This window comes from Gordonia asplenii (genome assembly GCF_012933505.1).
GTDB lineage: Bacteria > Actinomycetota > Actinomycetes > Mycobacteriales > Mycobacteriaceae > Gordonia > Gordonia asplenii.
In genome coordinates, this window is sequence record NZ_JABBNB010000013.1 from 145611 (window position 1) to 166395 (window position 20785).

Below are 20785 nucleotides of genomic sequence, written 5' to 3' on the forward strand. Positions count from 1 at the left end.
GGTCAGAACTCGTCCTGGCCCAACCGCCGGACCCGACGATGCGGTAATGCGAGACCGACGATCGCCAACACCAGACAGACCGCGGCACCCGCACCGATCAGCGCGGACCGTCGAAGCCACGGGTCCTCGGGCGTCGGCGTCGACGGTGCCGCGATCGGCCGCCTGCTCGGCGCACCCGACGATTCGTCGGGCAGCACATTCGTCAGCGCGGCTACCGGATCGACGACGCCGGCACCGACCTGGTCGTCCACGCCGCCTGCCGCGTGTGCGGTCGCGGTGATGCGGGCCATCACCTGCGCCGCGGTCAGCTCGGGGAATCGAGCCCTTACCAGCGCAACGGTGCCCGCTACGTACGGAGCCGCGAAACTCGTTCCGTTGATCGGGACCGGACCGTCGTCGGACTGTAGCGCGTTGATCAGCGTCGGCCCTCGCCGCAGCGAGCTCAGCCCGACGATGTCGGTGCCGGGAGCGGCCACCGACACCCACGGGCCGTGCAGGCTGAAGCCGCTGGGCGCGCCCGATGCCGAGTCGACGGAACCGACCGTCAGCACGTACGGCGCGAACCACGCGGGACTGGCCACGGTGACGACCGAGTCCCATTCGCGGCCCGGTATCGACGCCGGGTTCTGTTCGCGGCACGCGCCGCTCGACGACAGATTTCCGGCTGCCGCCACCACCACGACGTTGTGGTCGTAGGCGTATTTGACCGCCGCGCCGAGCGCGGCGTCGTTCAACGACCGCGCATCCCGCGCGCAGGCCACCTCGGAGATGTTGATGACGGTGGCGCCGAGCTCCACCGCGCGCATCACGGCCGACGCCAGCGTGCGCACCGTGCCGACCCCGCCGCCGAGCGTCGGCTCGTCGCGCCGACTCGTCTTCGACGCGTACGCGCCACTCGACTGCCGAATCGACAACACCGTCGACTCCGGTGCGACACCGCCGTACGAGTCGGCGGAACTCGTTGTGGCAGCGATGATTCCGGCGACGACGGTTCCGTGTGCGTCGCAGTCGGACAGGCCGTCGCCGTTCGACACATAGTCGCCGCCGGCGCGCAACCGCGGAAGACGGGGGTGCGGCGTCACGCCGGTGTCGATGACCGCCACGGTCTGTCCCCGGCCCCGGCTGAATTGCCATGCGGCCGGGAGGTTCAACAACACCGACGCGGCAGGCGCGGCCACCCGCCCGACCGCGGTGGGGACCGCACACAGGCTGCGCTGCTCGGCCGGCTCCGACGGCGCGGGCGCGGCATCGCGGGCCGGCGGTACACCGTCGACGCTGGGTCGCGTCAACGCCGCCGCGGGTGATCCCGTCGTCGACAGCAGCGCGGCTACTACGACGATGCTCAAGCGAAAGATCAAGGCGCGCACCAGGATCACCGCAGCGATCGAACGATCTGATACAGGTCGAGCAGCCACAGCAGCAGCGGAACAATCGTAACCACCAGCGCGTACTCGACGAGTTCGGCGAATCTGCGCGCGACCGGCGAGAAGTCATGCTGCGGCGCGACGACGCCGAACACCATCGCAGCTCCGAAAAGAGCTGCCGCACAACCGAAGAGCGCTAGCGTCGACGTCGGGGGCGCGGTGCAGAGCAATCCGGCGAGCATCGCGACGACCGTTGCGGCACCGGACAGGATCAGCGCGCATGCCTGGGTGAGGTCGGTGTGTGAGCGCCCACGAAGTACCAGGACCGCCGCGATCACCCCGGCATAACCGCAGCCACGCGCATCGAAACCCGACCAGGGGCTCGCTGCGATCACCGCACCGCCGGCCGCGACGACGGCTCCGCCCACCGAGATTCCGGTCAGGTAGGCCTGGGCCACCCCGGCGCGCGCCGCCAGCGAATCGACTTCCGGCAGCGTGACCGCGCCCACCGCCCCGATCCCGTCGATCGCGGGCGGCGCCACGTCGTCGTCGGCGTCGATCGGATCGCCCGCGGTCGGTACGGTCGGCAACGGCAGCTTCGCCAGCACCGAGGTCGCTCGCGGAGCGGCGAACACCGTCGCGACTCCCACCGCGGCGACGACAGCGGCCACCGCGGCGACGCTGCCGACGAACACCTGGCACAGCGCCGCGGATCCGACGACGATGGTCGCCGTGGTCACCGCACTGTGGACGGTCGGACTGCATCCGAACGCCCGGTAGGACACTGCCGCGACCACCAGAACGCTTGCGGCACTGAGCACAACGGTCGTTGCCGATGCGTTAGCCGGACTCACCGCCGCACCGCCCGCCGCGGCGAAGATCAGTGCCGCCCAGGAGAGCACGGCCACCGTCGCGGAGTCGGATCGATAGCGGTGCACGAGGGCCGCTGACACGAGCAGGGCAGTGGTGACGGGGGCGCCGAGGAGCGCGGGCCACCATGGCCGGTCGGGGGTGAAATGCCCGACGACGAGCGCCAGCGCCGCGAGCGAACTCGCTGCCAGCGCTACCGCGTAGCCCACTTGCGCGGCGGCGCGCGACGACCAGGCACCGAAGCGGGCCGTGCTGAGCTCGGCGAGTGCGTCGACGACGTCGTCGAACAGGACCGGTGAGTCGCCGACTCGCACCGGCCGCAGGGCGAGCAGATCTCCGTCGCGCACCCCGGCGTCGAACAGGGTCTCCCCGGTCGGCAGCGGATCGCAGCCGAGGGGCGCGAGTGTCCAGTGTCGCGGGTCGGGGAGCGCTCCGATCAGCTCGTCGTCATCATCGACGTCGGGTGAAACGGGTCTGTCGGGCAACGGATTTCGTGACTGAATCTGTGCGATGAGGCTCGGCAGCAAGGCTGCGATCGGAATCTGTGCGGGCAGCCCGACGTCGAGTTGCGTGTGCCCGCCGAGAATCGACACGCGAGCGATGTCGGGAGCCAGCGCGGCGTCGTCGACGCCGTGCAGGACCGGATGGACAACAGACATGATTCTCTTCGACCTCCCCACCGAAAAGTGTGTCGGGTCAAGTTAACGCAAACCGGACACCGATCGTGGCGATTGGCGAAACAAAGTCGCCACATCAACCCTTTCCATGTTACTGATCAATCGGTAAGCTCATGACATGGGATTCTTACGACGCCGCATCATCACCGCACTACTCACCGCCAACGCGTTGGAGCCGATGGGCGGCTACACCGGCCGCCTCGGATCGGTCTACGGTTGGTCCACCCAAGGCATGCTCGGATTCGCGGTCGGCTGGCCGACCGGCGAATTGGCGCCCCAATTGCTGGCGTTGACGGCCGCGGACACCGCGCGGGCCGTCGTGCGCGGCGAGGCGTCGAAGACGTCGCTGGCACTCGCGGCCGGCACGGTCGCCGGCCTCGGCTACCTCACGGCCGTCGCCGCCGGAACCGGCAAGCGGGCTGAGGAATCACTGGTCTCATCGCTCGGCGAGGACTACCGCCATGCTCTTCCGGACGGGCTCGGTCGCGAGAACGTCTCCCTCGCACAGTTGATACGCCCGTTCCGATCGATCGGCCGGAACGTCGAAGTGATCCGCAACATCAACTATCGGCCCGGAGACGGACTCACCAAACTCGACATCTACCGACGCAAGGGTATGCCGGTCGACGCCGCGGCCCCGGTGCTGTTCCAGGTGCACGGTGGTGCGTGGACCATCGGTGACAAGTTCATGGAAAGCAAGGTCCTGATCAACCGGATGGTTCAGCGCGGCTGGGTGGTGGTCGCGGTCAACTATCGACTGGCACCCAAGAATCCGTTCCCCGCGCAGATCATCGATGTCAAAGAAGCGTTGACGTGGGTCAAGGCGAACATTGCCGGCTACGGCGGCGATTCGACCTACATCGCGGGCACCGGTGGATCCGCAGGCGGACACCTCATCGCACTGACCGCACTGACGCCCGGCGACCCTGAGTTCCAGCCCGGGTTCGAGGGCGCCGACACCAGCCTCGACGCGTGTGTCCCGGTCTACGGCCTGCACGACATGGCGGGGGTGACCGGCGACGAGCTGACCCTTGCTCACCGTGACACCTTCCTCGGGCCTCATGTCCTGATGCGTGATCCCGCCACCGAGCCGGAACCTTTCGAGCTTGCGTCGCCGCTGCTTCGGGTGACGGCCGACGCGCCCGACTTCTTCGTCGTCCACGGCGGCAAGGACCACATCGTCGACGTCACCCAGGGACGCGCGTTCGCCGACAAACTGCGGCAGGTCAGCCAGGGTGTCGTGACCTACCTGGAGCCGCCGCTGGCCGACCACGGCTTCGACACCTTCAACTCGGTGCGCAGCGTACAGGTGGTTTCTGCGATCGAACGCTGGCTGGAATGGCACCGCGCGACGCGGCGTAACGTCGCCGCGACCGAGGCGACCACTCCAGCGGAGGCGACCACCGTGGAGGCGAACGTCGCTCCACGGTCGGTGATCGTCGGCGCTTCTGCTTCGCGGTAACTCTCGCTCTCAAGCACTTGTCAATCAATCAGTAACAGGAGTATTCTCTGACACAGTGTCAGTTAGTTGTGACTTAACGTCACATGGTCACTGCGTCGTCGTAAGGCGGCGCGTGGAGTTGAAAGAGATGGGATCGATGACCACAACGGCAACGAAAGTGAAAGACGAGCCGGCGTCGACTGCCGAGACCTGGAGCGAAATCCTGGTCGTGGGTGCGGGCTTCTCCGGAATATGCGCCGGTATCAAGCTGCTGGAGGCGGGATTCTCCGACTTCGTCATCGTCGAGCGCGCCGACGACGTCGGCGGTACCTGGCGGCAGAACCACTACCCGGGGCTGGAGGTCGACGTGCCGTCGATCGGCTACAGCTACTCCTTCGAGCACCGCGTCGGCTGGAAAGGGCCATGGGCGCCGCAGCCCGACGTGCTCAAATACGCACAGAACACTGCCCGGAAGTATGGCCTGACGTCGCATCTGCGCTACAACAAGACAGTCGTCGAGGCCCGGTTCGACGACGCCGACAACGTCTGGACCACGTGCTTCGCCGACGGCTCGGTCCACCGCTCGAGGTACGTGATCAGCGGCACCGGCCTGACGAGTACGGCGAACTGGCCGAAATTCGAAGGCATCGAGACCTTCCGAGGCGAGTTGGTCCACACCACCGAGTGGCCCGACGACTACGACATGTCCGGCAAGCGCATCGCGATCATCGGCACCGGCGCGACCTGCATCCAGTTGGCGCCCGAGTTGGCGAAGGTCGCCGGGAAGCTGAGTGTCTTCCAGCGCACCCCGATCTGGGTCTCGCCCAAGCCCGGCGAGGATCATGAGTACTCGAAGCCCGTCAGATTCCTGCTCGACCGCGTCCCCGGTGTGCAGCTGACCATCCGCCTGATCGTGATGGGGCTCTACGCCATGCTGTTCCATCGCGCGTTCACGCACTACTGGCAGATCAAGCCCGTGATACACCACCTGGAGAAGCTGGGTAAGGCCAACATCGCGAAGGTCGACAATCCGGAGTGGCGCGCCGCGCTGACCCCGGATTACGAACTCGGCTGCAAGCGGCCCGCATGGTCGAACTCGTACTATCCGATGTTCAACCGGGACAACGTCGAGCTGGTGACCAGCTCGATCACCAAGATCACCGAGCACGGCATCGTGACCGCCGACGGCGTGGAGCATCCGATCGACGTGCTGATCTGCGCGACCGGACAGCAGCCGTTCGGCAAAGACACCATGCCGACCTTCCCGACGCACGGACTCGACGGCAAGGAACTACGCCACTTCTGGGATGTCAATCGCCATCAGGGCGTCAAGGGCATCGCCGTCAACGGTTTCCCGAACTTCTTTCTGGTCTTCGGCCCGCACGGCTCGTTCGCCGGCTCGATCATCGCGATGATCGAGATCGAGGTGACCAACATCGTCACCGCCTTGAAGGTGGTCCGTGAACGCGGCGCGAACCGTATCGAGGCAGACCCGGAGGCCCAGCGCAAGGACTTCGAGAAGAACAACCGACTGGCCCGCAAGGGAAGCATCCTGTTCCAGGGCAACTGCGCGACCGCCAATACGTACTACATCGATCGCCACGGTGACACTCCGATGGCGCGGCAGACCAACCAGTGGCTCGAATGGTGGCGGATGAAGCGGCTGGCCAAGGGTGACAACATGTCGGCGTTCAACATCACCAAGCACAGCTCGCCGGTACCGCCGCGCGCGGCCCGCGACCGTCGCACCCGCGTCAAGGTCGCCTGACGCTCTCGGACGTCGCAGCAAACCCGACGGCCACCCGGCCGCCGGGGACGTTCGGAGTCGAGTTGACGCAAACCGGACACCGATCGTCGCGTTTGGCGTAACAATGTCTTCACCGTCGGGTGGCTGCCAGGGCGGTCCGGGGAGATCGTCTGGGGGAGATCATGGCAACTCAGGGGTATGTTCGACGGCCACGCGTCGCGGTGCCGCGTGCACCCGCCGGCGAGGTGAATGTCGCTGCGCCACCGGATGTTCCACGTGCGGTGCCGGGCAATGCGCTGCTCAAGTTGCTGCCCGCGGTGATGGTGATCGCGGTCGTGGGAATGATCGCCCTGATGTTCGTGACGGGCGGACGCAACCTGCTCAGCAATCCGCTGTTCCTGATGTTTCCGATGATGATGCTGATGTCGATGTTCGGCATGTTCGCGGGTAACCGCAGCGGCGCCAAGCCCGCCGCCGAACTGAACGAGGATCGCAAAGACTACTTCCGCTATCTCGGGCAACTGCGAGCCGACGTCCGGGACACCAAACGTGCGCAACGTGCCAACCTGACCTGGGCGCATCCCGATCCGCGGGCGCTGGTCGAGGTGATCGGCAGCAGGCGGATGTGGGAGCGCACCGACGCCGACCCCGACTTCGGGCACGTCCGCATCGGCGTCGGGTCGCAGCGGTTGGCCACCCGTCTCAATCCGCCGGAGACCGGGCCGCCGGAAGATCTGGAACCGGTGTCGATGGTGGCGCTGCGCCGGTTCGTCCGGACCCACTCGGTGGTGCACCGGCTCCCGACGGCGGTCTCGCTGCGCGGTTTCGCGACCATCGGCATCGCGGGTGCGCGCTCGCAGGCGCGGGAACTGGTGCGCGCCATGCTCATCGAGCTGTGCACCTTCCACGCACCCGATGTTCTGCGGGTTGCGATCGTGACCCGCGATCCGCTCGCCGAATGCTGGGACTGGGCCAAATGGCTTCCGCACGTGGGTCATCCGAGCAGGCGCGACGCGCTGGGATCCGAGCGCATGATCTGGCACGGCTTGGCCGAGCTCGAGGACGCGCTCGCCGACGAGCTGAATGTGCGGAGCCGATTCAGCCGGTCTGCGCCGGTACACACCACGCCGCATCTCGTCGTCGTCCTCGACGACGGCTATGTCGGCGGCCACGAGCGTCTCATCAACGATGCGGGCACCGACGGCGTCACCGTCATCGACCTCGCTGACCCCGACGTCGGGCCGACGGTCCGCCGCGGCATTCAATTGGTACTGCGGCACAACAGGATCGCCGCGCGAAGCGCATCGGGGCTGGAGGAGTTCGCCGACGCCGACGCACTGTCGATCGCCGACGCCGAGGCGCTCGCCCGCAAACTGGCACGGTTTCACCTCGCGCGCACCAACGCGCTCATCGACCTCGACGCCGATCCCGTCGACGTGATTCCGGATCTCCTCGACCTGCTGGGGATCGCCGACGCCGGAACCTATGCGCCAGAAGCGTTCTGGCGCGGCCGCAGCGCCAAGGACCGGTTGCGGGTACCGATCGGCTGCACACCCGAGGGCGCGCCGATCGAGCTCGACATCAAAGAGAGCGCCGAAGGCGGCATGGGGCCGCACGGACTGTGCATAGGCGCCACCGGCTCAGGAAAATCGGAATTTCTGCGGACACTCGTCGTCGCCTTGATCACCACCCACGCGCCCACCGAGCTGAACCTCGTTCTGGTCGACTTCAAAGGCGGTGCAACGTTTCTCGGCCTCGACGCAGCGCCCCACGTCGCGGCGGTCATCACCAACCTGGAACAGGAACTGGAGATGGTCGACCGCATGCGCGACGCACTCTCCGGTGAGATGAACCGCAGACAGGAAGTATTGCGCGCGGCAGGCAACTTCGCCAACGTCGGCGAGTACGAGCGGGCCCGCGCCGCGGGAGCGGCACTGCCGCCGCTGCCCGCGTTGTTCATCGTCGTCGACGAATTCTCCGAATTGCTTTCGCAGAAGCCCGATTTCGCGGAGTTGTTCGTCGCTATCGGTCGATTGGGCCGATCGTTGCACATCCACCTTCTGCTGGCCTCGCAGCGGCTGGAGGAGGGCAAACTTCGTGGCTTGGATTCACACCTGTCCTACCGGATCGGTCTGAAGACGTTCTCCGCGCACGAATCGCGGTCGGTCCTCGGGGTTCCGGATGCCTACCATCTCCCCAGCGATCCGGGATCGGCATACCTCAAGTCAGATTCGGCGCAGCTTCAGCGGTTCAAGGCCGGCTACGTGTCTGGACCCTACGTGCCGCAGCGGGCGGCGGCGCAGACTCCGGCCGGGCTGCCGAGCGCGCTGCGGGAACGAGTCGAGATCCTCACCTTCACCGCACTTCCGGTCACGTCCGCACGCGGGACCGAGTCGAGTGCGCAGGTCGGCCGATTAGCTTCTGGCACAACTGATTCAGGCAGACTCGAACAGCCGTCGGCACCCGCACAGAACCGACCCGTCGGCCCGTCGATCCTCGAAACCCTGGTCGGCGCCATGATCGGCCGTGGCGCCGCCGCCCACCAGGTGTGGCTGCCGCCGCTCGACGAACCGCCGACCCTCGACCAACTCGGCGTGCGGCCCGGCTCGATCGCGACCGGGGTGGCTTCGCTGCGCGTGGTGCTCGGCGTCGTCGATCGGCCCTACGATCAGCGACGCGACCCGCTGCTGGTCGACTTGTCCGGCGCTGCCGGCAATGTCGCCGTCGTCGGCGGACCGCAAGCGGGCAAGTCGGTCGCGATTCGATCGCTCATGATGTCAGCCGCCGCGACGCACAGTCCCGACCAAATCCAGTTCTACTGCCTCGATTTCGGCGGTGGAACGCTCGCCTCCCTCGCCGGGCTGCCACACGTCGGGTCGGTGGCGTCGAGGACCGACTCCGACGCGGTGCGTCGCACAGTGGCCGAGCTCACGACGGTGATGCGTGATCGGGAGCAGCGCTTCGCCGCCCACGGCATCGAATCCATGCGTGACTACCGGGCCCGGCGCGCCGCGGGTGCCACCGAGACCGCCGACGATCCGTTCGGCGACGTGTTCCTCGTCTTCGACGGCGTGGGCGTGTTGCGCAACGAGTGGGAGGTCCTCGACGACGCGGTGGCATCGATTGCGGCCGAGGGACTCTCGTACGGCGTCCACGTCATCGTCACCGCTTCGCGGTGGGCAGAGATCCGGCCGGCGATGAAGGACATGCTCGGCACCCGCATCGAACTCAAACTCGGCGATGCCATGGATTCCGAGATCAGCAGGCGCGCAGCACTTCTGGTGCCCGCCAACCGGCCCGGTCGCGGGATCACCGGCGGCGAACTGCACACCTTGACCGCACTGCCCCGATTCGACGCCGATCCCGATGTCACCGAACTCGGTTCCGGCATCGCCGCCGGAGTGCGGGCGCTGCGTGATCTCTACGGCGACGCCCGGGCGCCGCGGATTCGGATGCTCGGCAACAACGTCGACGCGGCCGCGCTCGATCAGGCTGTACGAGACTCGCGAATGGTGCTGGGCCCCAACCGGGTTGCGATCGGAATCGGCGAATCGGCGCTGCAGCCAGTCGTTCTCGACTTCACCACCCAGCCGCATTTCGTCGCCTTCGCCGACGTCGAACACGGTAAGACGACCCTGCTGCGCACCATCGCCACCGGTCTCGTCGCCAATGCCACTGCGGCACAGGTGAAGTTGGTGATCATCGACTATCGCCGCACCATGCTGGGACTCATCGACGGCGATCACGTCGCCGGCTACGCCAGCGCCGCGGGATCGGCGTCGGCGATGCTCGGCGAGCTCGCCGCGATCTGTACGTCGCGGCTGCCCGCCGACGATGTGACGCCCGCTCAGCTGCGTGAGCGCAGCTGGTGGAACGGCCCGGACGTCTATGTGCTCGTCGACGACTACGACATGGTCGCCACCGCCGTCGAGAATCCGTTGCTCGCATTGCTCGACCTGTTGGCGCACGCCCGTGACATCGGGCTGCACCTGATTGTGGCCCGACGCTCGGGCGGCGTCAGCCGGGCCCTCTACGACCCGATCATCGCGCGGCTTCGGGACCTGTCCACCGACACCCTGTTGATGAGCGGCGATCGCGACGAGGGTTACATCGTCGGGCAGTCGCGGATGCAGCGGCTGGTGCCCGGGCGCGGCGAACTGATCTCTCGGACCAGGCAGCCGGAGATGGTGCAGATCGCCCGCACGCCAGCCGAAGACGACTCGCCATGACGTCGATCGTCGACCTGCCGCCGGTCATCGATCTTGCCGCCGACGCGCTGGTCAGGGAGGTCGACGCCGCGTCGTCGCCGGGCGAGTTCGACGCGTGGCAACGGTCGGTCACCGCGCTGATCGAACGCGTCGCTCCGCGCGCGGCGGTGATCACCGTGCCGACCGAGTGGGGGCGGCCGCGCCTGCAGCGGTTGCGGCAGGCGCTGGCCGGGTTGCGTCGACCGATCACGTTGGTGCCCAGGGCGATCGCGGTCGCTCGAAGCCACACCGACATGGCGTGTGCGGTCTGTGTCGTCGTCGAGCGCCTGGCCATCCCGTCGGCGCCGGGTCCGTCGAAACTGTTGTTCCACAAGGTGATTCGGTCCGCAGCGGGATGGGAACTCGCAGCGACGTACGCTCTCGCCCCGACGTCGGAGCGCTGGCCGGCCGTCTTCGACGACGCGTCGATCGTCGTTGTCGACGATCCATGCGCAGACGTCGTCGAGTGGCTGCATCAGGTGACGCCGGTAGGGCGCATCGTCGCCGTCGATCCGCAGTTGCTGTGCCGCTACGGTGCCGACCCCGGCGTCATCCAGCGCCTCGACGAGGTACCCGTGCCTGCACCTGCGGAGCGGTTGGTCGCCGCGCGGCCACGGCGTCGACGTGCACTGGTCGCCGCGGCGGTGACCGTCGCGATCGTGGCGGTCGCGGCGCTGGTCTATCCACGTCCGGCACCCACGCCGTCGGTCGCGTACCGCGTCGACGTCGGGCGGGTGAGCGTCGAGGTACCGGCCGGCTGGCAGCGATCGGCGTCGGACTCATCGGGAGACGCCGGACGTGCGGTCTTCCTGCGGCGCGACGACGGGCGGCGCATCATCGTCGTGCAGACGGCGGTGCGCACCGGCTCGACGCCGGAGTCGGTGGCCCGCAGCCTCGCCAACAAGATCGCCCAGCGCGGCGACGACGCCGTGAGCGAATTCGCCGCGTCGATGCGCGTCGGCGGACGGGAAGTCATCGGCTACCGCGAGGCGCCCGCGTCGGGATCGCCGATTGCCTGGTATGTGCTGGTCGAACGGAACTTGCAGGTCAGCATCGGCTGTCAGGCGGGAGCTGCGGCCCAGTCGATGCAGACCGAATGCGTCGCCGCGGTGACCTCGGCGGTCATCCGGTGATTTGTCCCTGACCTGCCCGATCCCGTAATCTGGATTGCTGGTGCCCGGCACCGCTGACTCCTCCAGGTGGATCAGTCGGCGGTAACGCAGGCCCCGGGTCCCCACTGGTCGCCGGGAATCGCCTGGCCGAACGCATCTGACCAGCACCCACATCGACAAGAGTTGAGGATCAACTGTGTCTACCTACACCCCGAAGGCCGGTGACATCACGCGTACGTGGCATGTCATCGACGCCACCGACGTGGTGCTTGGCCGCCTCGCCGTGCAGACCGCGAATCTGCTCCGTGGCAAGCACAAGCCCACCTACGCACCGCACATGGACGGCGGCGACTTCGTCGTCATCATCAACGCGGACAAGGTCGCGATCAGCGGCAACAAGCGCGAGGACAAGCACCTCTACCGCCACTCGGGTCACCCGGGTGGCCTGAAGTCCCGCTCGGTCGGTGAGATCCTTGCAACCCGTCCCGACCGCCTGGTCGAGGCCGCCGTCACCGGCATGCTGCCGCACACCAAGCTGGGCCGCGCTCAGGCCAAGAAGCTGCACGTCTACGCAGGCCCCAACCACCCCCACGCGGCACAGCGCCCCGTGCCCTTCGAGATCAAGCAGGTGTCCCAGTGACCGAGGAAAACGTCAACGACGCGGCTGTCGAAGAGGCTGTGGAGATCGTCGAAGAGGGCTACGAGACCGCTGACGACGCTGTCGAGTACGTCGAAGAGGGCGTCGAGGAGTACGGCGACGAGGTCGTCGAGGCTTCGATTCCGCGTGAGCCGGTCGTCCTGGACCGTCCCATCCAGACCGTCGGCCGCCGCAAGGAAGCCATCGTCCGCGTTCGCCTGGTGCCCGGCACCGGCGAGTTCAACCTCAACGGTGGACGCAGCCTGGAGAACTACTTCCCGAACAAGGTGCACCAGCAGATCGTGAAGTCCCCGCTGGTCACCGTCGAGCGCACCGAGTCGTTCGACGTGTTCGCCAAGCTCACCGGTGGCGGCCCCTCGGGGCAGGCCGGCGCATTGCGTCTGGCCATCGCCCGTGCCCTCATCGAGGTCACTCCGGAGGATCGTCCGGCGCTGAAGAAGGCCGGCTTCCTCACTCGCGACCCGCGTGCCGTCGAGCGCAAGAAGTACGGCCTGAAGAAGGCCCGCAAGGCCTCGCAGTACAGCAAGCGCTGACTTTGGGCTCGCGGCTCTTCGGAACCGACGGAGTCCGTGGCCGGGCCAACGCCGATCTCACCCCCGAGATCGCGTTGCGCCTGGCCGCGGCCACCGCACAGGTTCTGGGTACCCCAGGAACATCCGATCACCCTCCGGTCGTCGTCGGGCGGGATCCCCGTGCGTCCGGCGAGATGCTTGAGGCCGCAGTCTGTGCGGGCCTCGCCGCCGAGGGAATCGACGCCATCCGGGTCGGCGTGGTGCCGACCCCCGCGGTCGCCTTCCTGACCGCCGACTACTCCGCTGCGTTCGGCGTGATGATCTCCGCCTCGCACAACCCCATGCCCGACAACGGCATCAAGATCTTCGGCCCGGGCGGCCACAAACTCGACGACGCCGTCGAGGACGAGATCGAGACCGTCTTCTCCGGCGACGCCGTCCACACGCGCCCCACCGGGGCAGGCGTCGGACGGCTCCGCGACGCTCCCGACGCCGCGCACCGCTATCTCGCGCACCTCGCCGAGCAGGTCACGCATCCGCTCGACGGCCTGACCGTCGTGGTCGACTGCGCCAACGGTTCGGCGTCGCAGCTGGGCCCGCAGGCCTACGCCGCGGCCGGTGCCACCGTCATCGAGATCTACTCCGACCCCGACGGTCTGAACATCAACGATGGCTGCGGCTCAACGCATTTGGGCAAACTGCAGGCGGCTGTTCTCGAACACGGCGCCGACCTCGGCCTCGCCCACGACGGTGACGCCGACCGTTGTCTGGCCGTCGATTCCACCGGAGCCGTCGTCGACGGCGACATCATCATGGCCATCCTCGCGACGGCCATGTTCGACGCCGGGCGACTGATCGACAACGTGCTCGTCGCCACCGTGATGAGCAACCTCGGACTGCATATCGCGATGCGCGACGCCGGAATCACGTTGCGCACCACCGCGGTCGGCGACCGGTATGTGCTGGAGGAACTGCGTGCCGGCGGCTATTCGCTCGGCGGTGAACAGTCCGGCCACATCGTGGTGCCGGGTGCGGGAACCACTGGCGACGGGGTGCTGACCGGACTGCTGCTGATGGAGCAGATGGCGCGCAGCGGACGCCGCCTCGCCGATCTCGGATCGGTGATGACGGTACTGCCGCAAGAGCTCATCAACGTGTCGGTGGCCGACAAGCATGCTGTCGCACAAGCGATCTCGGTCAAGCAGGCGGTCGCCGACGCCGAGTCGGAACTCGGCGATCACGGCCGGGTGCTGCTGCGTCCGTCGGGGACTGAACAGTTGGTCCGCGTGATGGTGGAGGCGCCGACGCCGGAGGCCGCGCGGGGCACCGCCGAACGGATCGCCGATGTGGTCGCCGCGGTGAGCAAGTGACGGCGTCGACTTTCGACGCCGTGCTGTTCGACTTCTCCGGTACTCTGTTCCGATTCACTGAGAACGACGAATGGTTCGCCGATCTGCACGACGAGTCGGGCGACGACATCGACATTCACACCCAGGCCGAATTGGTCCGACGGATGACGCAACCGGTCGGGCTGCCGGCCGATCTGCCCGACGATGCGCGAATCGCTTGGAAACAGCGGGATCTCGATCCGGCCCAGCATCGTCGTGCGTACTTGGCGATGTTGCGGCGGTCCGGATTGTCGGTGCCCGGTCACGCGGAGTCGCTCTACGAGCGGGTCCTCGATCCGGCGTCGTGGCAGCCTTACCCGGACACTGTCGACGTGCTGAAAGCCTTGTCCGACATCGGGATTCGCGTCGGTGTGGTCAGCAATATCGCATTCGATCTGCGAGATGTGCTGGCCCGCTACGGATTACGTGACTTGGTCGACTACTACGCGCTGTCCTACGAGGTCGGTGCCATCAAACCGGACGTGCGGCTCTTTCGTGCGGCCATCGACGCACTGGGCGTCGAAGCGGATCGCACACTGATGGTCGGCGACAGCGAGGAAGCCGACGGCGGGTCGCGGGCACTGGGCTGTGCGTTCGCGCTCGTCGAACCGCTGCCGACCGCCGAACGCCCCCGCGGTCTGGTCGATGCCCTTGCGGCGCACGGGTTTTCGTTGAGCTAGTGCTCTTCAGCCGGTGCCACCGTGGAGGCGTGGCCCCCGGAGTCGAGAGACACGCCCCACGGCTTCGGTCAGGAAACCAGCGTCGGATCGCTGACCATCGCCGAACTTCCCAAGCTCATCCAGAACTTGTCCTGAGCGTCCTTCGCAGCGTCGGCGGCCTGGACGTTGACGCTCTTGAAGGTGTTGAACACCTTCCAGGACGGCACGGCCGTCGATTTGCAGTTGACCCCGACGCCATGAGTTCCTTCGGTTAGCCCCTCGAAGAGGGTGGATTCCTTGGCATTCCCGCCGGCTGCTTTGTCAACCTTGAGATGTCGCACTCCAGCGCCGGAGACGATCACCGTGCAGTCGAGGCCCACCAGCGGAATGGTGTTGGTGACGGTGACCTTCACGCGGCCTCGTCCGGCGAGAATGTCGGCATTCGATTGGGCTGATGCCTGCCCGACGCCGATGGTCAACAGACCGGTGCAGGCGGCCGCGGCGGTGAAAGCGGCAACGGTGGTACGGATCTTGGTGTTGGTATGCATTGGACTTCTCTCTTCGGATTTGTCGATCGATTTCGATGGCGCACTGCTGGGCGAGTGTCGCGGAGCTACCAGACGTAGACCTGCCCGAGGCTGCGGCGGACCACTTCGGGGCCGCCGACCGATCCCTTGCCGCAGTGCAGCCAGGTCTCTTTCCAGCCGCGGCCGGTGGACAGGCGAGTGTGCTTGGTGGAGTGTGCGTTCACCGTGAAGGTGTCGCCCTGCGCGTTCTTCTCTGCTACCCAGGTCTCGCACATGATGTTGTACGGCCGGTCGTTCTTCGCGATCACGGTGACGCTGTGGTAGCCGCCCTTGGCGATGAACACGGGCGCGGCCGACGCACTCCCCGCGCCCAGCGTCAAGGCGGCGAAAGCGAAGAGTGCGCCGACGATGGCGATGATTCGTGAGGTCATGACTTGCTCCTTCTCGGTTTCCGATGATGAGGTGCCAGGCGAATTTTCGGATTCGCCGGACACGTCACAACTGTCGGGTTCGAGTCGATGCAAGAGGTGAGTAGTGAACTACCCTATTCGGATAAGCGCAGGTCATCCGGGGGGTTCGAGGTGTCTACGTCGCTCAAATGAACGACTTGGCGACCAGCCCGTCCGATGTCGACGCAGAGAACGCGGTGATCGACCGCAGCACCTTCGCATAGCGCGGCAGCACCTCGAGCGGTCGGTGCCGAGCGGCATGCAGAATCCACTCGGCCGCCTCGTCGCTGCTCAACGCCGGCTGCGAATCGTAGTCGGCGGTCGGCGCGATCATCGGTGTCCGGATCAGCGGGAAGTAGATCGTGGAGATCGCGACACCCGTGCCGTCGAGTTCCGCGGCCAGGCTGCGCCCGAACGTCGCCAGAGCGGCCTTCGACGCCGCGTAGGCCGCGAACTTCGGCATCGCTCCGCTCGCCACACCCCAGGTGGCGACGTTGATGAACTGTCCGTGCCCGCGCTCGACCATCGCCGGCAGCAGTCCAAGGGTCAGGCCGACCGGCCCGAAGTAGTTGATCGCCATCGTGCGCTGAAAATCGTGCAGCCGATCGGTGGAGTCGAGCACGCGCCGCCGGATGGATCGGCCGGCGTTGTTGACCACGACGTCGGGGACCCCCGCGGAGCGGATCGCTGCTACGAGCTCGCCGACACCGTCCTCGGTCGCCAGGTCGCCGGTGAAATAGTCTGCGGTACCGCCGAATTCGCGAATTTCGTCGGTCACCGCCGACAGCGTCTCGGCCGTCCGCGCGATCAGCGTGACGTGCGCGCCCGCCGCGGCGAACGCGTGGGCGGTCGCCTCGCCGACGCCCGACGACGCGCCGGTGATCAGCACGCGGCGGCCGTCGAGCGATCGCGCGCCGACCAGGTCGGTCAGATCGCCCAGCGTGTAGGACCGTTGCAGACCGGCGGCGGTCATCCGCTCGGCGAGGGAATTGAGGAGTCCGAAAGCCACGCGGTCACCCTACCCGCGGTACCTGCCGAAGATTCTTCCCGATCGATGGAACCGAACGGTGTCGGCGTGCGTCTAAGGACAATGACCGTGTGGATCGACGCCGGGGACGTCTCGGCTATTGCGACGACATATCAGGAGCAGGGCGCGGCGCTGCGCGACGCCGCGACCCGATTGCGTGCCGCGGGTTTCGGTGAATGGGGTGTCGATCCGGAGATCGCGTCGTTCGGCGCGGCGTTCGCGGCGTCGGCTGCCACCGCGGCCGACGAGCTCGCACGGTACGCGTCGTCGACGTCGGGCCTCGGCGACGACATCGCCGTCGCATCCCAGCGTCTCGTCGACGCCGACGAGTGGTCGGGCCGATGACCGCTCCCGTCGTGCTGGTCGCGGCGACCGACACCGCCGTCACCGGATCGGCAGACCTCGCGGCACAGGCAACTGACATCGATTCGCGGATAACAGCTTTCGGTGATCTCGCGCCGATCGCGGCGTCGGTGGGCGCCGGCTTTCCCGACACCGCCGCGATTCGCCGGGCGGTCAGCTTCCTCGTCGACGCCGACATCGGGCGGATCCTGACCGACCTCGACGCCGTCGTCGCGGCCCATCAGTCGTTCCAGAACGCGGAGGATGCGATGGCGCAGCGGTCGCTGGCATCGTCGTGGCAGGGCCGCTCCGCGGACGCGGCGCTCGCCGCCGTCGACGTCCATTCCCGCGCGAGCAGCTGGCGACTGCCGACGCTCACCGCGATCGCCGCTACCGCCGCACCCGCACTCAGCGGGCTGAAAACAGTGCTGCACAACGTCTTCGGCGCCATCGACGCCGTGTGCGATCCGATCCTGGCGGGAACGCCGGTTGCGACGGTTCCGTCGGCATTGGCCGGCGGGACGCTGCGCCCGAACGTCGTCGCCGATGAAATCGCCGCCCGGGTACGACTTTTCGATCAGGCGACGAGCCTCGGCCGGACCGCGTTGCACGACATCCTCGCCGAATTCGTCGGCGTCGACGCCCACACGTCGACCGGCGATCTCGCATTGGCGGGCGAGCAATGAGCGGGGCCGAGCGGATCGCCGACGTCGCGCGGCGGCATTCGCAGGACATTCGAGGCGCACTGCGGGCGTTCGACGCCGCCCGACGCGCCGCCGGCGATCTGCCCGAGCCGTCGCAATCGCCCGACGACCACGTCGATCACGCACTGCGCGAACGACTTTGCGCCGCCGCCGACTACGCCGATCTTCCGCCGCAGATTCTTCTTCCCGCGCAGTACGCCCACGACAGTCCGCATCGTCGGGGCGGCCGTATAGGCTGAGTCCCGTGTTCGGGAAGAAGAAGGGCCCATCGCAACCGCCCGCCGCGTTGATGAAGCAATTGGCGCGCCGCGGCCGGCACCGAGTGCTGCGGGGTGACCTCGGTTTCGTCGGGATCCCCGGGCAGGTGTTCACACCCGAATCGGGTACCAGGCTGCCCGCGGTGGCCTTCGGTCACGCCTGGCTCGCCGACAGTGCGCGCTACCGTGACCTCCTGTTCCACCTCGCGTCGTGGGGCATCGTCGTCGCGGCGCCCGACGGGCAACGAGGGCCCTTCGCCTCCGACGCCGCGCTGGCCGCCGACCTGCGGGCCACGTTGCTCGCCGTCGCGAACGTGCCACTGGGTTTCGACGGCTTGAGTGTCCACCGGGACCGGCTCGGACTGGTCGGACACGGTTTCGGGGCCGGCGCCGCGGTGCTCGCCGCGAGCGACGAGGTGCTGCTCGGTCAGCGGCCGCCGAAAGTCCGCGGGGTGGCCGCGGTGTTCCCGGCTCCGACGACGTCGATCCTGCTGCCCGCCGCGGGATCGGTGAGCGCCCCGACCACGGTGATCGCCGCAGGCGACGAACTCGACACGGTCACCGCCAACGCGTTGCCGCTGACGCGGGCGCTCGGGGGCGACGTGACTTTGCGCACCATCGCAGGCGGCAGTGACCGCGGACTGTTGGAGAAGCGTGGCCTGGCGTCGTTGGTCGGTTTCAACGGTGCCGATCGCAAGACGCACGCGCACGTACGCGCGGTGCTGACCGGATTCCTGCTGAACACCCTGGCCGACGACCCGGAGTACCAGGCGTTCGCCGACCCGGAGCAGATCCTCGGCGACGTGGGCAACGTCGATCCGAGCGAACCCGATTCCGACGAACGCGACCATTTCTCCAAACTCGTGGGCGCCAGAGCACCGAAGAGGCCCGCGTCCAACTGAGTTCGGCGCGGCTGCGCCGGGTATTCTGAACTTCTATGTGTGGAATCGTCGGATACGTGGGCCAGCGCGATGCGCTCGATGTTGTCGTCGAAGCATTGCGGCGGATGGAATACCGGGGTTACGACTCCGCCGGCGTCGCCATTTTGGACGGCAACGGCCATACCACGGTCGAGAAGAAGGCCGGTCGGCTGGAGAATCTGGACAAGCAGATCGCGGCGGTCGGCCGGGACACGCTCGTCGGCCACACCGGAATGGGACACACCAGGTGGGCGACGCACGGGCAGCCGACCGACCGCAACGCGCACCCGCATGTGAGCACTGACGGCAAGCTCGCCGTCGTCCACAACGGCATCATCGAGAACTACGCTCCGCTGCGTGCCGAACTGGAGGCGGGCGGCATCGAGTTCTCGTCCGACACCGACACCGAGACCGCGGTGCATCTCGTCGAGCGCGAGTATGAGCGCGGACCGTACGCGGGTGACTTCGTGGCGAGCGCCTACGCCGCGCTGCGTCGCCTCGAAGGTGCGTTCACCCTGGTCTTCACCCATTCCGATCATCCCGACACGATCGTCGCGGCACGTCGCTCGACACCGCTGGTCGTCGGCGTCGGTGAGGGCGAGATGTTCGTCAGCTCCGACGTCACCGCGTTCATCGAGCACACCCGCAACGCGGTGGAACTCGGGCAGGATCAGGTTGTCGTGATCACCGCCGACACCTACACCATCACCGACTTCGACGGCACCGCCAGCGACGGCAAACCGTTCCACATCGACTGGGATCTGGCCGCGGCCGAGAAGGGCGGCTTCGACTTCTTCATGGAGAAGGAGATCGCCGAGCAGCCCGAGGCGCTGGCCAGCACACTGTCGGGACACCTGGAGAACGGGCGGATCGTGCTCGACGAGCAGCGGCTGACCGATCAGGACCTGCGTGATGTCGACAAGGTCTTCGTGGTCGCCTGCGGCACCGCCTACAACGCCGGTCTGCTGGCGAAGTACGCGATCGAGCACTGGGTGCGGATACCCGTCGAGGTGGAGCTCGCCAGTGAATTCCGTTACCGTGACCCGGTTCTGGACCGCTCGACGCTGGTGGTCGCCATCTCACAGTCGGGGGAGACCGCCGACACGCTCGAAGCCGTCCGGCACGCCAAAGAGCAGAACGCTCGTGTCCTGGCCATCTGCAACACCAACGGTGCGCAGATCCCGCGCGAGTCCGACGCCGTCCTCTACACGCACGCGGGTCCGGAGATCGGTGTGGCCTCCACCAAATGCTTCCTGGCGCAGATCGCGGCGGCGTATCTGGTCGGCCTGGCGCTCGCGCAGGCCCGCGGCACCAAGTACGCCGACGAAGTGGCCCGCGAGTTCGATGCGATGGAGCAGATGTCAGCGGTCATCGCCGACGTCCTGACGACGATGGACCCGGTGCGTGAGCTCGCTCGGGATCTCGCGAAGGCCGACACCGTGCTGTTCATCGGCAGGCATGTCGGCTATCCGGTCGCCCTCGAAGGCGCCCTCAAGCTCAAAGAACTCGCCTACATCCATGCCGAGGGCTTTGCGGCGGGCGAGCTCAAACACGGCCCGATCGCCCTCATAGAGGACGGACTGCCGGTGATCGTGGTGATGCCCTCGCGCGAGGGACGTGCGGTGCTCCACTCGAAGATGGTCAGCAACATCCGCGAGATCCAGGCACGCGGGGCGCGGACGATCGTCATCGCCGAGGCCGACGACGAGGGCGCCGCGGCGGTCGCCGACCACCTCATCGTGATCCCCAAGACGCCGACCCTGCTGCAGCCGCTCGTCACGACGGTACCGCTGCAGATCTTCGCCGCGACCGTGGCCGCGACCCGCGGCTACGACGTCGACAAGCCGCGGAACCTGGCCAAGTCCGTCACCGTCGAATAGTCGC

At 67.3% G+C, this 20785-nt stretch carries 18 protein-coding genes; 13 read left to right on the plus strand and 5 right to left on the minus strand.

Annotation, left to right across the window (positions count from 1 at the left end):
* Positions 1-2: 2 nt before the first annotated feature.
* On the minus strand, positions 3-1370 hold the full coding sequence (gene mycP / locus HH308_RS14320) for a type VII secretion-associated serine protease mycosin (RefSeq protein WP_170194924.1): 1368 nt from the start codon (positions 1368-1370) through the stop codon (positions 3-5).
* Positions 1371-1372: 2 nt separating this feature from the next.
* On the minus strand, positions 1373-2893 hold the full coding sequence (gene eccD, locus HH308_RS14325; RefSeq protein ID WP_170194890.1) for a type VII secretion integral membrane protein EccD: 1521 nt from the start codon (positions 2891-2893) through the stop codon (positions 1373-1375).
* Between the two features lie 136 nt (positions 2894-3029).
* Between eccD and HH308_RS14330 the strand changes: the two genes are divergently transcribed.
* The 8 genes from HH308_RS14330 to HH308_RS14365 all read left to right on the plus strand — a co-directional run bounded on the left by HH308_RS14330 (position 3030) and on the right by HH308_RS14365 (position 14696).
* Complete coding sequence (locus tag HH308_RS14330) at positions 3030-4373, plus strand: alpha/beta hydrolase (RefSeq protein ID WP_170194891.1); 1344 nt, start codon at positions 3030-3032, stop codon at positions 4371-4373.
* 136 nt (positions 4374-4509) lie between these two features.
* Positions 4510-6120, plus strand: coding sequence for a flavin-containing monooxygenase (locus tag HH308_RS14335; protein ID WP_170194892.1), 1611 nt, complete (start codon positions 4510-4512; stop codon positions 6118-6120).
* Positions 6121-6281: 161 nt separating this feature from the next.
* Positions 6282-10328: a type VII secretion protein EccCa gene (eccCa, locus tag HH308_RS14340; protein WP_170194893.1), complete on the plus strand. Its 4047-nt coding sequence runs from the start codon at positions 6282-6284 to the stop codon at positions 10326-10328.
* Entirely contained in the window at positions 10325-11479 is a 1155-nt protein-coding gene (locus tag HH308_RS14345) for a type VII secretion-associated protein (RefSeq protein WP_170194894.1), read from the plus strand. Before eccCa ends, HH308_RS14345 begins: the two co-directional genes overlap by 4 nt.
* A 175-nt stretch (positions 11480-11654) precedes the next feature.
* Positions 11655-12098: a 50S ribosomal protein L13 gene (rplM, locus tag HH308_RS14350; RefSeq protein WP_170194895.1), complete on the plus strand. Its 444-nt coding sequence runs from the start codon at positions 11655-11657 to the stop codon at positions 12096-12098.
* Positions 12095-12649, plus strand: coding sequence for a 30S ribosomal protein S9 (rpsI, locus tag HH308_RS30185; protein WP_170194896.1), 555 nt, complete (start codon positions 12095-12097; stop codon positions 12647-12649). Before rplM ends, rpsI begins: the two co-directional genes overlap by 4 nt.
* 2 nt (positions 12650-12651) lie before the next feature.
* Positions 12652-13998 carry a phosphoglucosamine mutase gene (gene glmM / locus HH308_RS14360; RefSeq protein ID WP_170194897.1) on the plus strand — a complete coding sequence of 449 codons (1347 nt, stop codon included), beginning with the start codon at positions 12652-12654 and terminating at the stop codon, positions 13996-13998.
* Complete coding sequence (locus HH308_RS14365) at positions 13995-14696, plus strand: HAD family hydrolase (RefSeq protein ID WP_170194898.1); 702 nt, start codon at positions 13995-13997, stop codon at positions 14694-14696. Before glmM ends, HH308_RS14365 begins: the two co-directional genes overlap by 4 nt.
* Before the next feature lie 68 nt (positions 14697-14764).
* Here HH308_RS14365 and HH308_RS14370 read toward each other — a convergent pair whose 3' ends face one another.
* The 3 genes from HH308_RS14370 to HH308_RS14380 all read right to left on the minus strand — a co-directional run bounded on the left by HH308_RS14370 (position 14765) and on the right by HH308_RS14380 (position 16624).
* On the minus strand, positions 14765-15223 hold the full coding sequence (locus HH308_RS14370; RefSeq protein ID WP_170194899.1) for a hypothetical protein: 459 nt from the start codon (positions 15221-15223) through the stop codon (positions 14765-14767).
* Between the two features lie 65 nt (positions 15224-15288).
* Positions 15289-15633 (minus strand): hypothetical protein, encoded by a 345-nt coding sequence (locus tag HH308_RS14375; RefSeq protein ID WP_170194900.1) that lies wholly within the window; start codon positions 15631-15633, stop codon positions 15289-15291.
* Positions 15634-15796: 163 nt separating this feature from the next.
* Entirely contained in the window at positions 15797-16624 is an 828-nt protein-coding gene (locus HH308_RS14380; protein WP_170194925.1) for an SDR family NAD(P)-dependent oxidoreductase, read from the minus strand.
* 117 nt (positions 16625-16741) lie between these two features.
* Here HH308_RS14380 and HH308_RS14385 point away from each other — a divergent pair, with 117 nt between their 5' ends.
* The 5 genes from HH308_RS14385 to glmS are packed head-to-tail and all read left to right on the plus strand — an operon-like array spanning position 16742 to position 20781.
* Positions 16742-17023 carry a hypothetical protein gene (locus HH308_RS14385; RefSeq protein ID WP_170194901.1) on the plus strand — a complete coding sequence of 94 codons (282 nt, stop codon included), beginning with the start codon at positions 16742-16744 and terminating at the stop codon, positions 17021-17023.
* A complete protein-coding gene (locus HH308_RS14390) occupies positions 17020-17706 on the plus strand; it encodes a hypothetical protein (RefSeq protein ID WP_170194902.1) in 687 nt (228 codons plus the stop codon). The genes HH308_RS14385 and HH308_RS14390 overlap by 4 nt, the downstream gene beginning before the upstream one ends.
* Positions 17703-17963 (plus strand): hypothetical protein, encoded by a 261-nt coding sequence (locus HH308_RS14395; RefSeq protein ID WP_170194903.1) that lies wholly within the window; start codon positions 17703-17705, stop codon positions 17961-17963. Before HH308_RS14390 ends, HH308_RS14395 begins: the two co-directional genes overlap by 4 nt.
* Positions 17964-17968: 5 nt before the next feature.
* Positions 17969-18883: a dienelactone hydrolase family protein gene (locus HH308_RS14400; protein WP_170194904.1), complete on the plus strand. Its 915-nt coding sequence runs from the start codon at positions 17969-17971 to the stop codon at positions 18881-18883.
* 35 nt (positions 18884-18918) lie between these two features.
* The gene (gene glmS, locus HH308_RS14405; RefSeq protein ID WP_170194905.1) at positions 18919-20781 is read left to right on the plus strand and encodes a glutamine--fructose-6-phosphate transaminase (isomerizing); all 1863 of its coding nucleotides are present in this window, start codon (positions 18919-18921) and stop codon (positions 20779-20781) included.
* Positions 20782-20785: the final 4 nt, after the last annotated feature.

Bases quoted from the DNA above. Each gene is read 5' to 3' on its own strand.
- HH308_RS14395 (WP_170194903.1), top strand. From the start codon at position 17,703: ATGAGCGGGGCCGAGCGGATCGCCGACGTCGCGCGGCGGCATTCGCAG.
- HH308_RS14385 (WP_170194901.1), top strand. From the start codon at position 16,742: ATGACCGTGTGGATCGACGCCGGGGACGTCTCGGCTATTGCGACGACA.
- HH308_RS14345 (WP_170194894.1), top strand. From the start codon at position 10,325: ATGACGTCGATCGTCGACCTGCCGCCGGTCATCGATCTTGCCGCCGAC.
- eccCa (WP_170194893.1), top strand. From the start codon at position 6,282: ATGGCAACTCAGGGGTATGTTCGACGGCCACGCGTCGCGGTGCCGCGT.
- HH308_RS14335 (WP_170194892.1), top strand. From the start codon at position 4,510: ATGACCACAACGGCAACGAAAGTGAAAGACGAGCCGGCGTCGACTGCC.
- glmS (WP_170194905.1), top strand. From the start codon at position 18,919: ATGTGTGGAATCGTCGGATACGTGGGCCAGCGCGATGCGCTCGATGTT.
- HH308_RS14330 (WP_170194891.1), top strand. From the start codon at position 3,030: ATGGGATTCTTACGACGCCGCATCATCACCGCACTACTCACCGCCAAC.
- HH308_RS14375 (WP_170194900.1), bottom strand. From the start codon at position 15,633: ATGACCTCACGAATCATCGCCATCGTCGGCGCACTCTTCGCTTTCGCC.
- HH308_RS14380 (WP_170194925.1), bottom strand. From the start codon at position 16,624: ATGACCGCCGCCGGTCTGCAACGGTCCTACACGCTGGGCGATCTGACC.
- HH308_RS14390 (WP_170194902.1), top strand. From the start codon at position 17,020: ATGACCGCTCCCGTCGTGCTGGTCGCGGCGACCGACACCGCCGTCACC.
- HH308_RS14370 (WP_170194899.1), bottom strand. From the start codon at position 15,223: ATGCATACCAACACCAAGATCCGTACCACCGTTGCCGCTTTCACCGCC.
- eccD (WP_170194890.1), bottom strand. From the start codon at position 2,893: ATGTCTGTTGTCCATCCGGTCCTGCACGGCGTCGACGACGCCGCGCTG.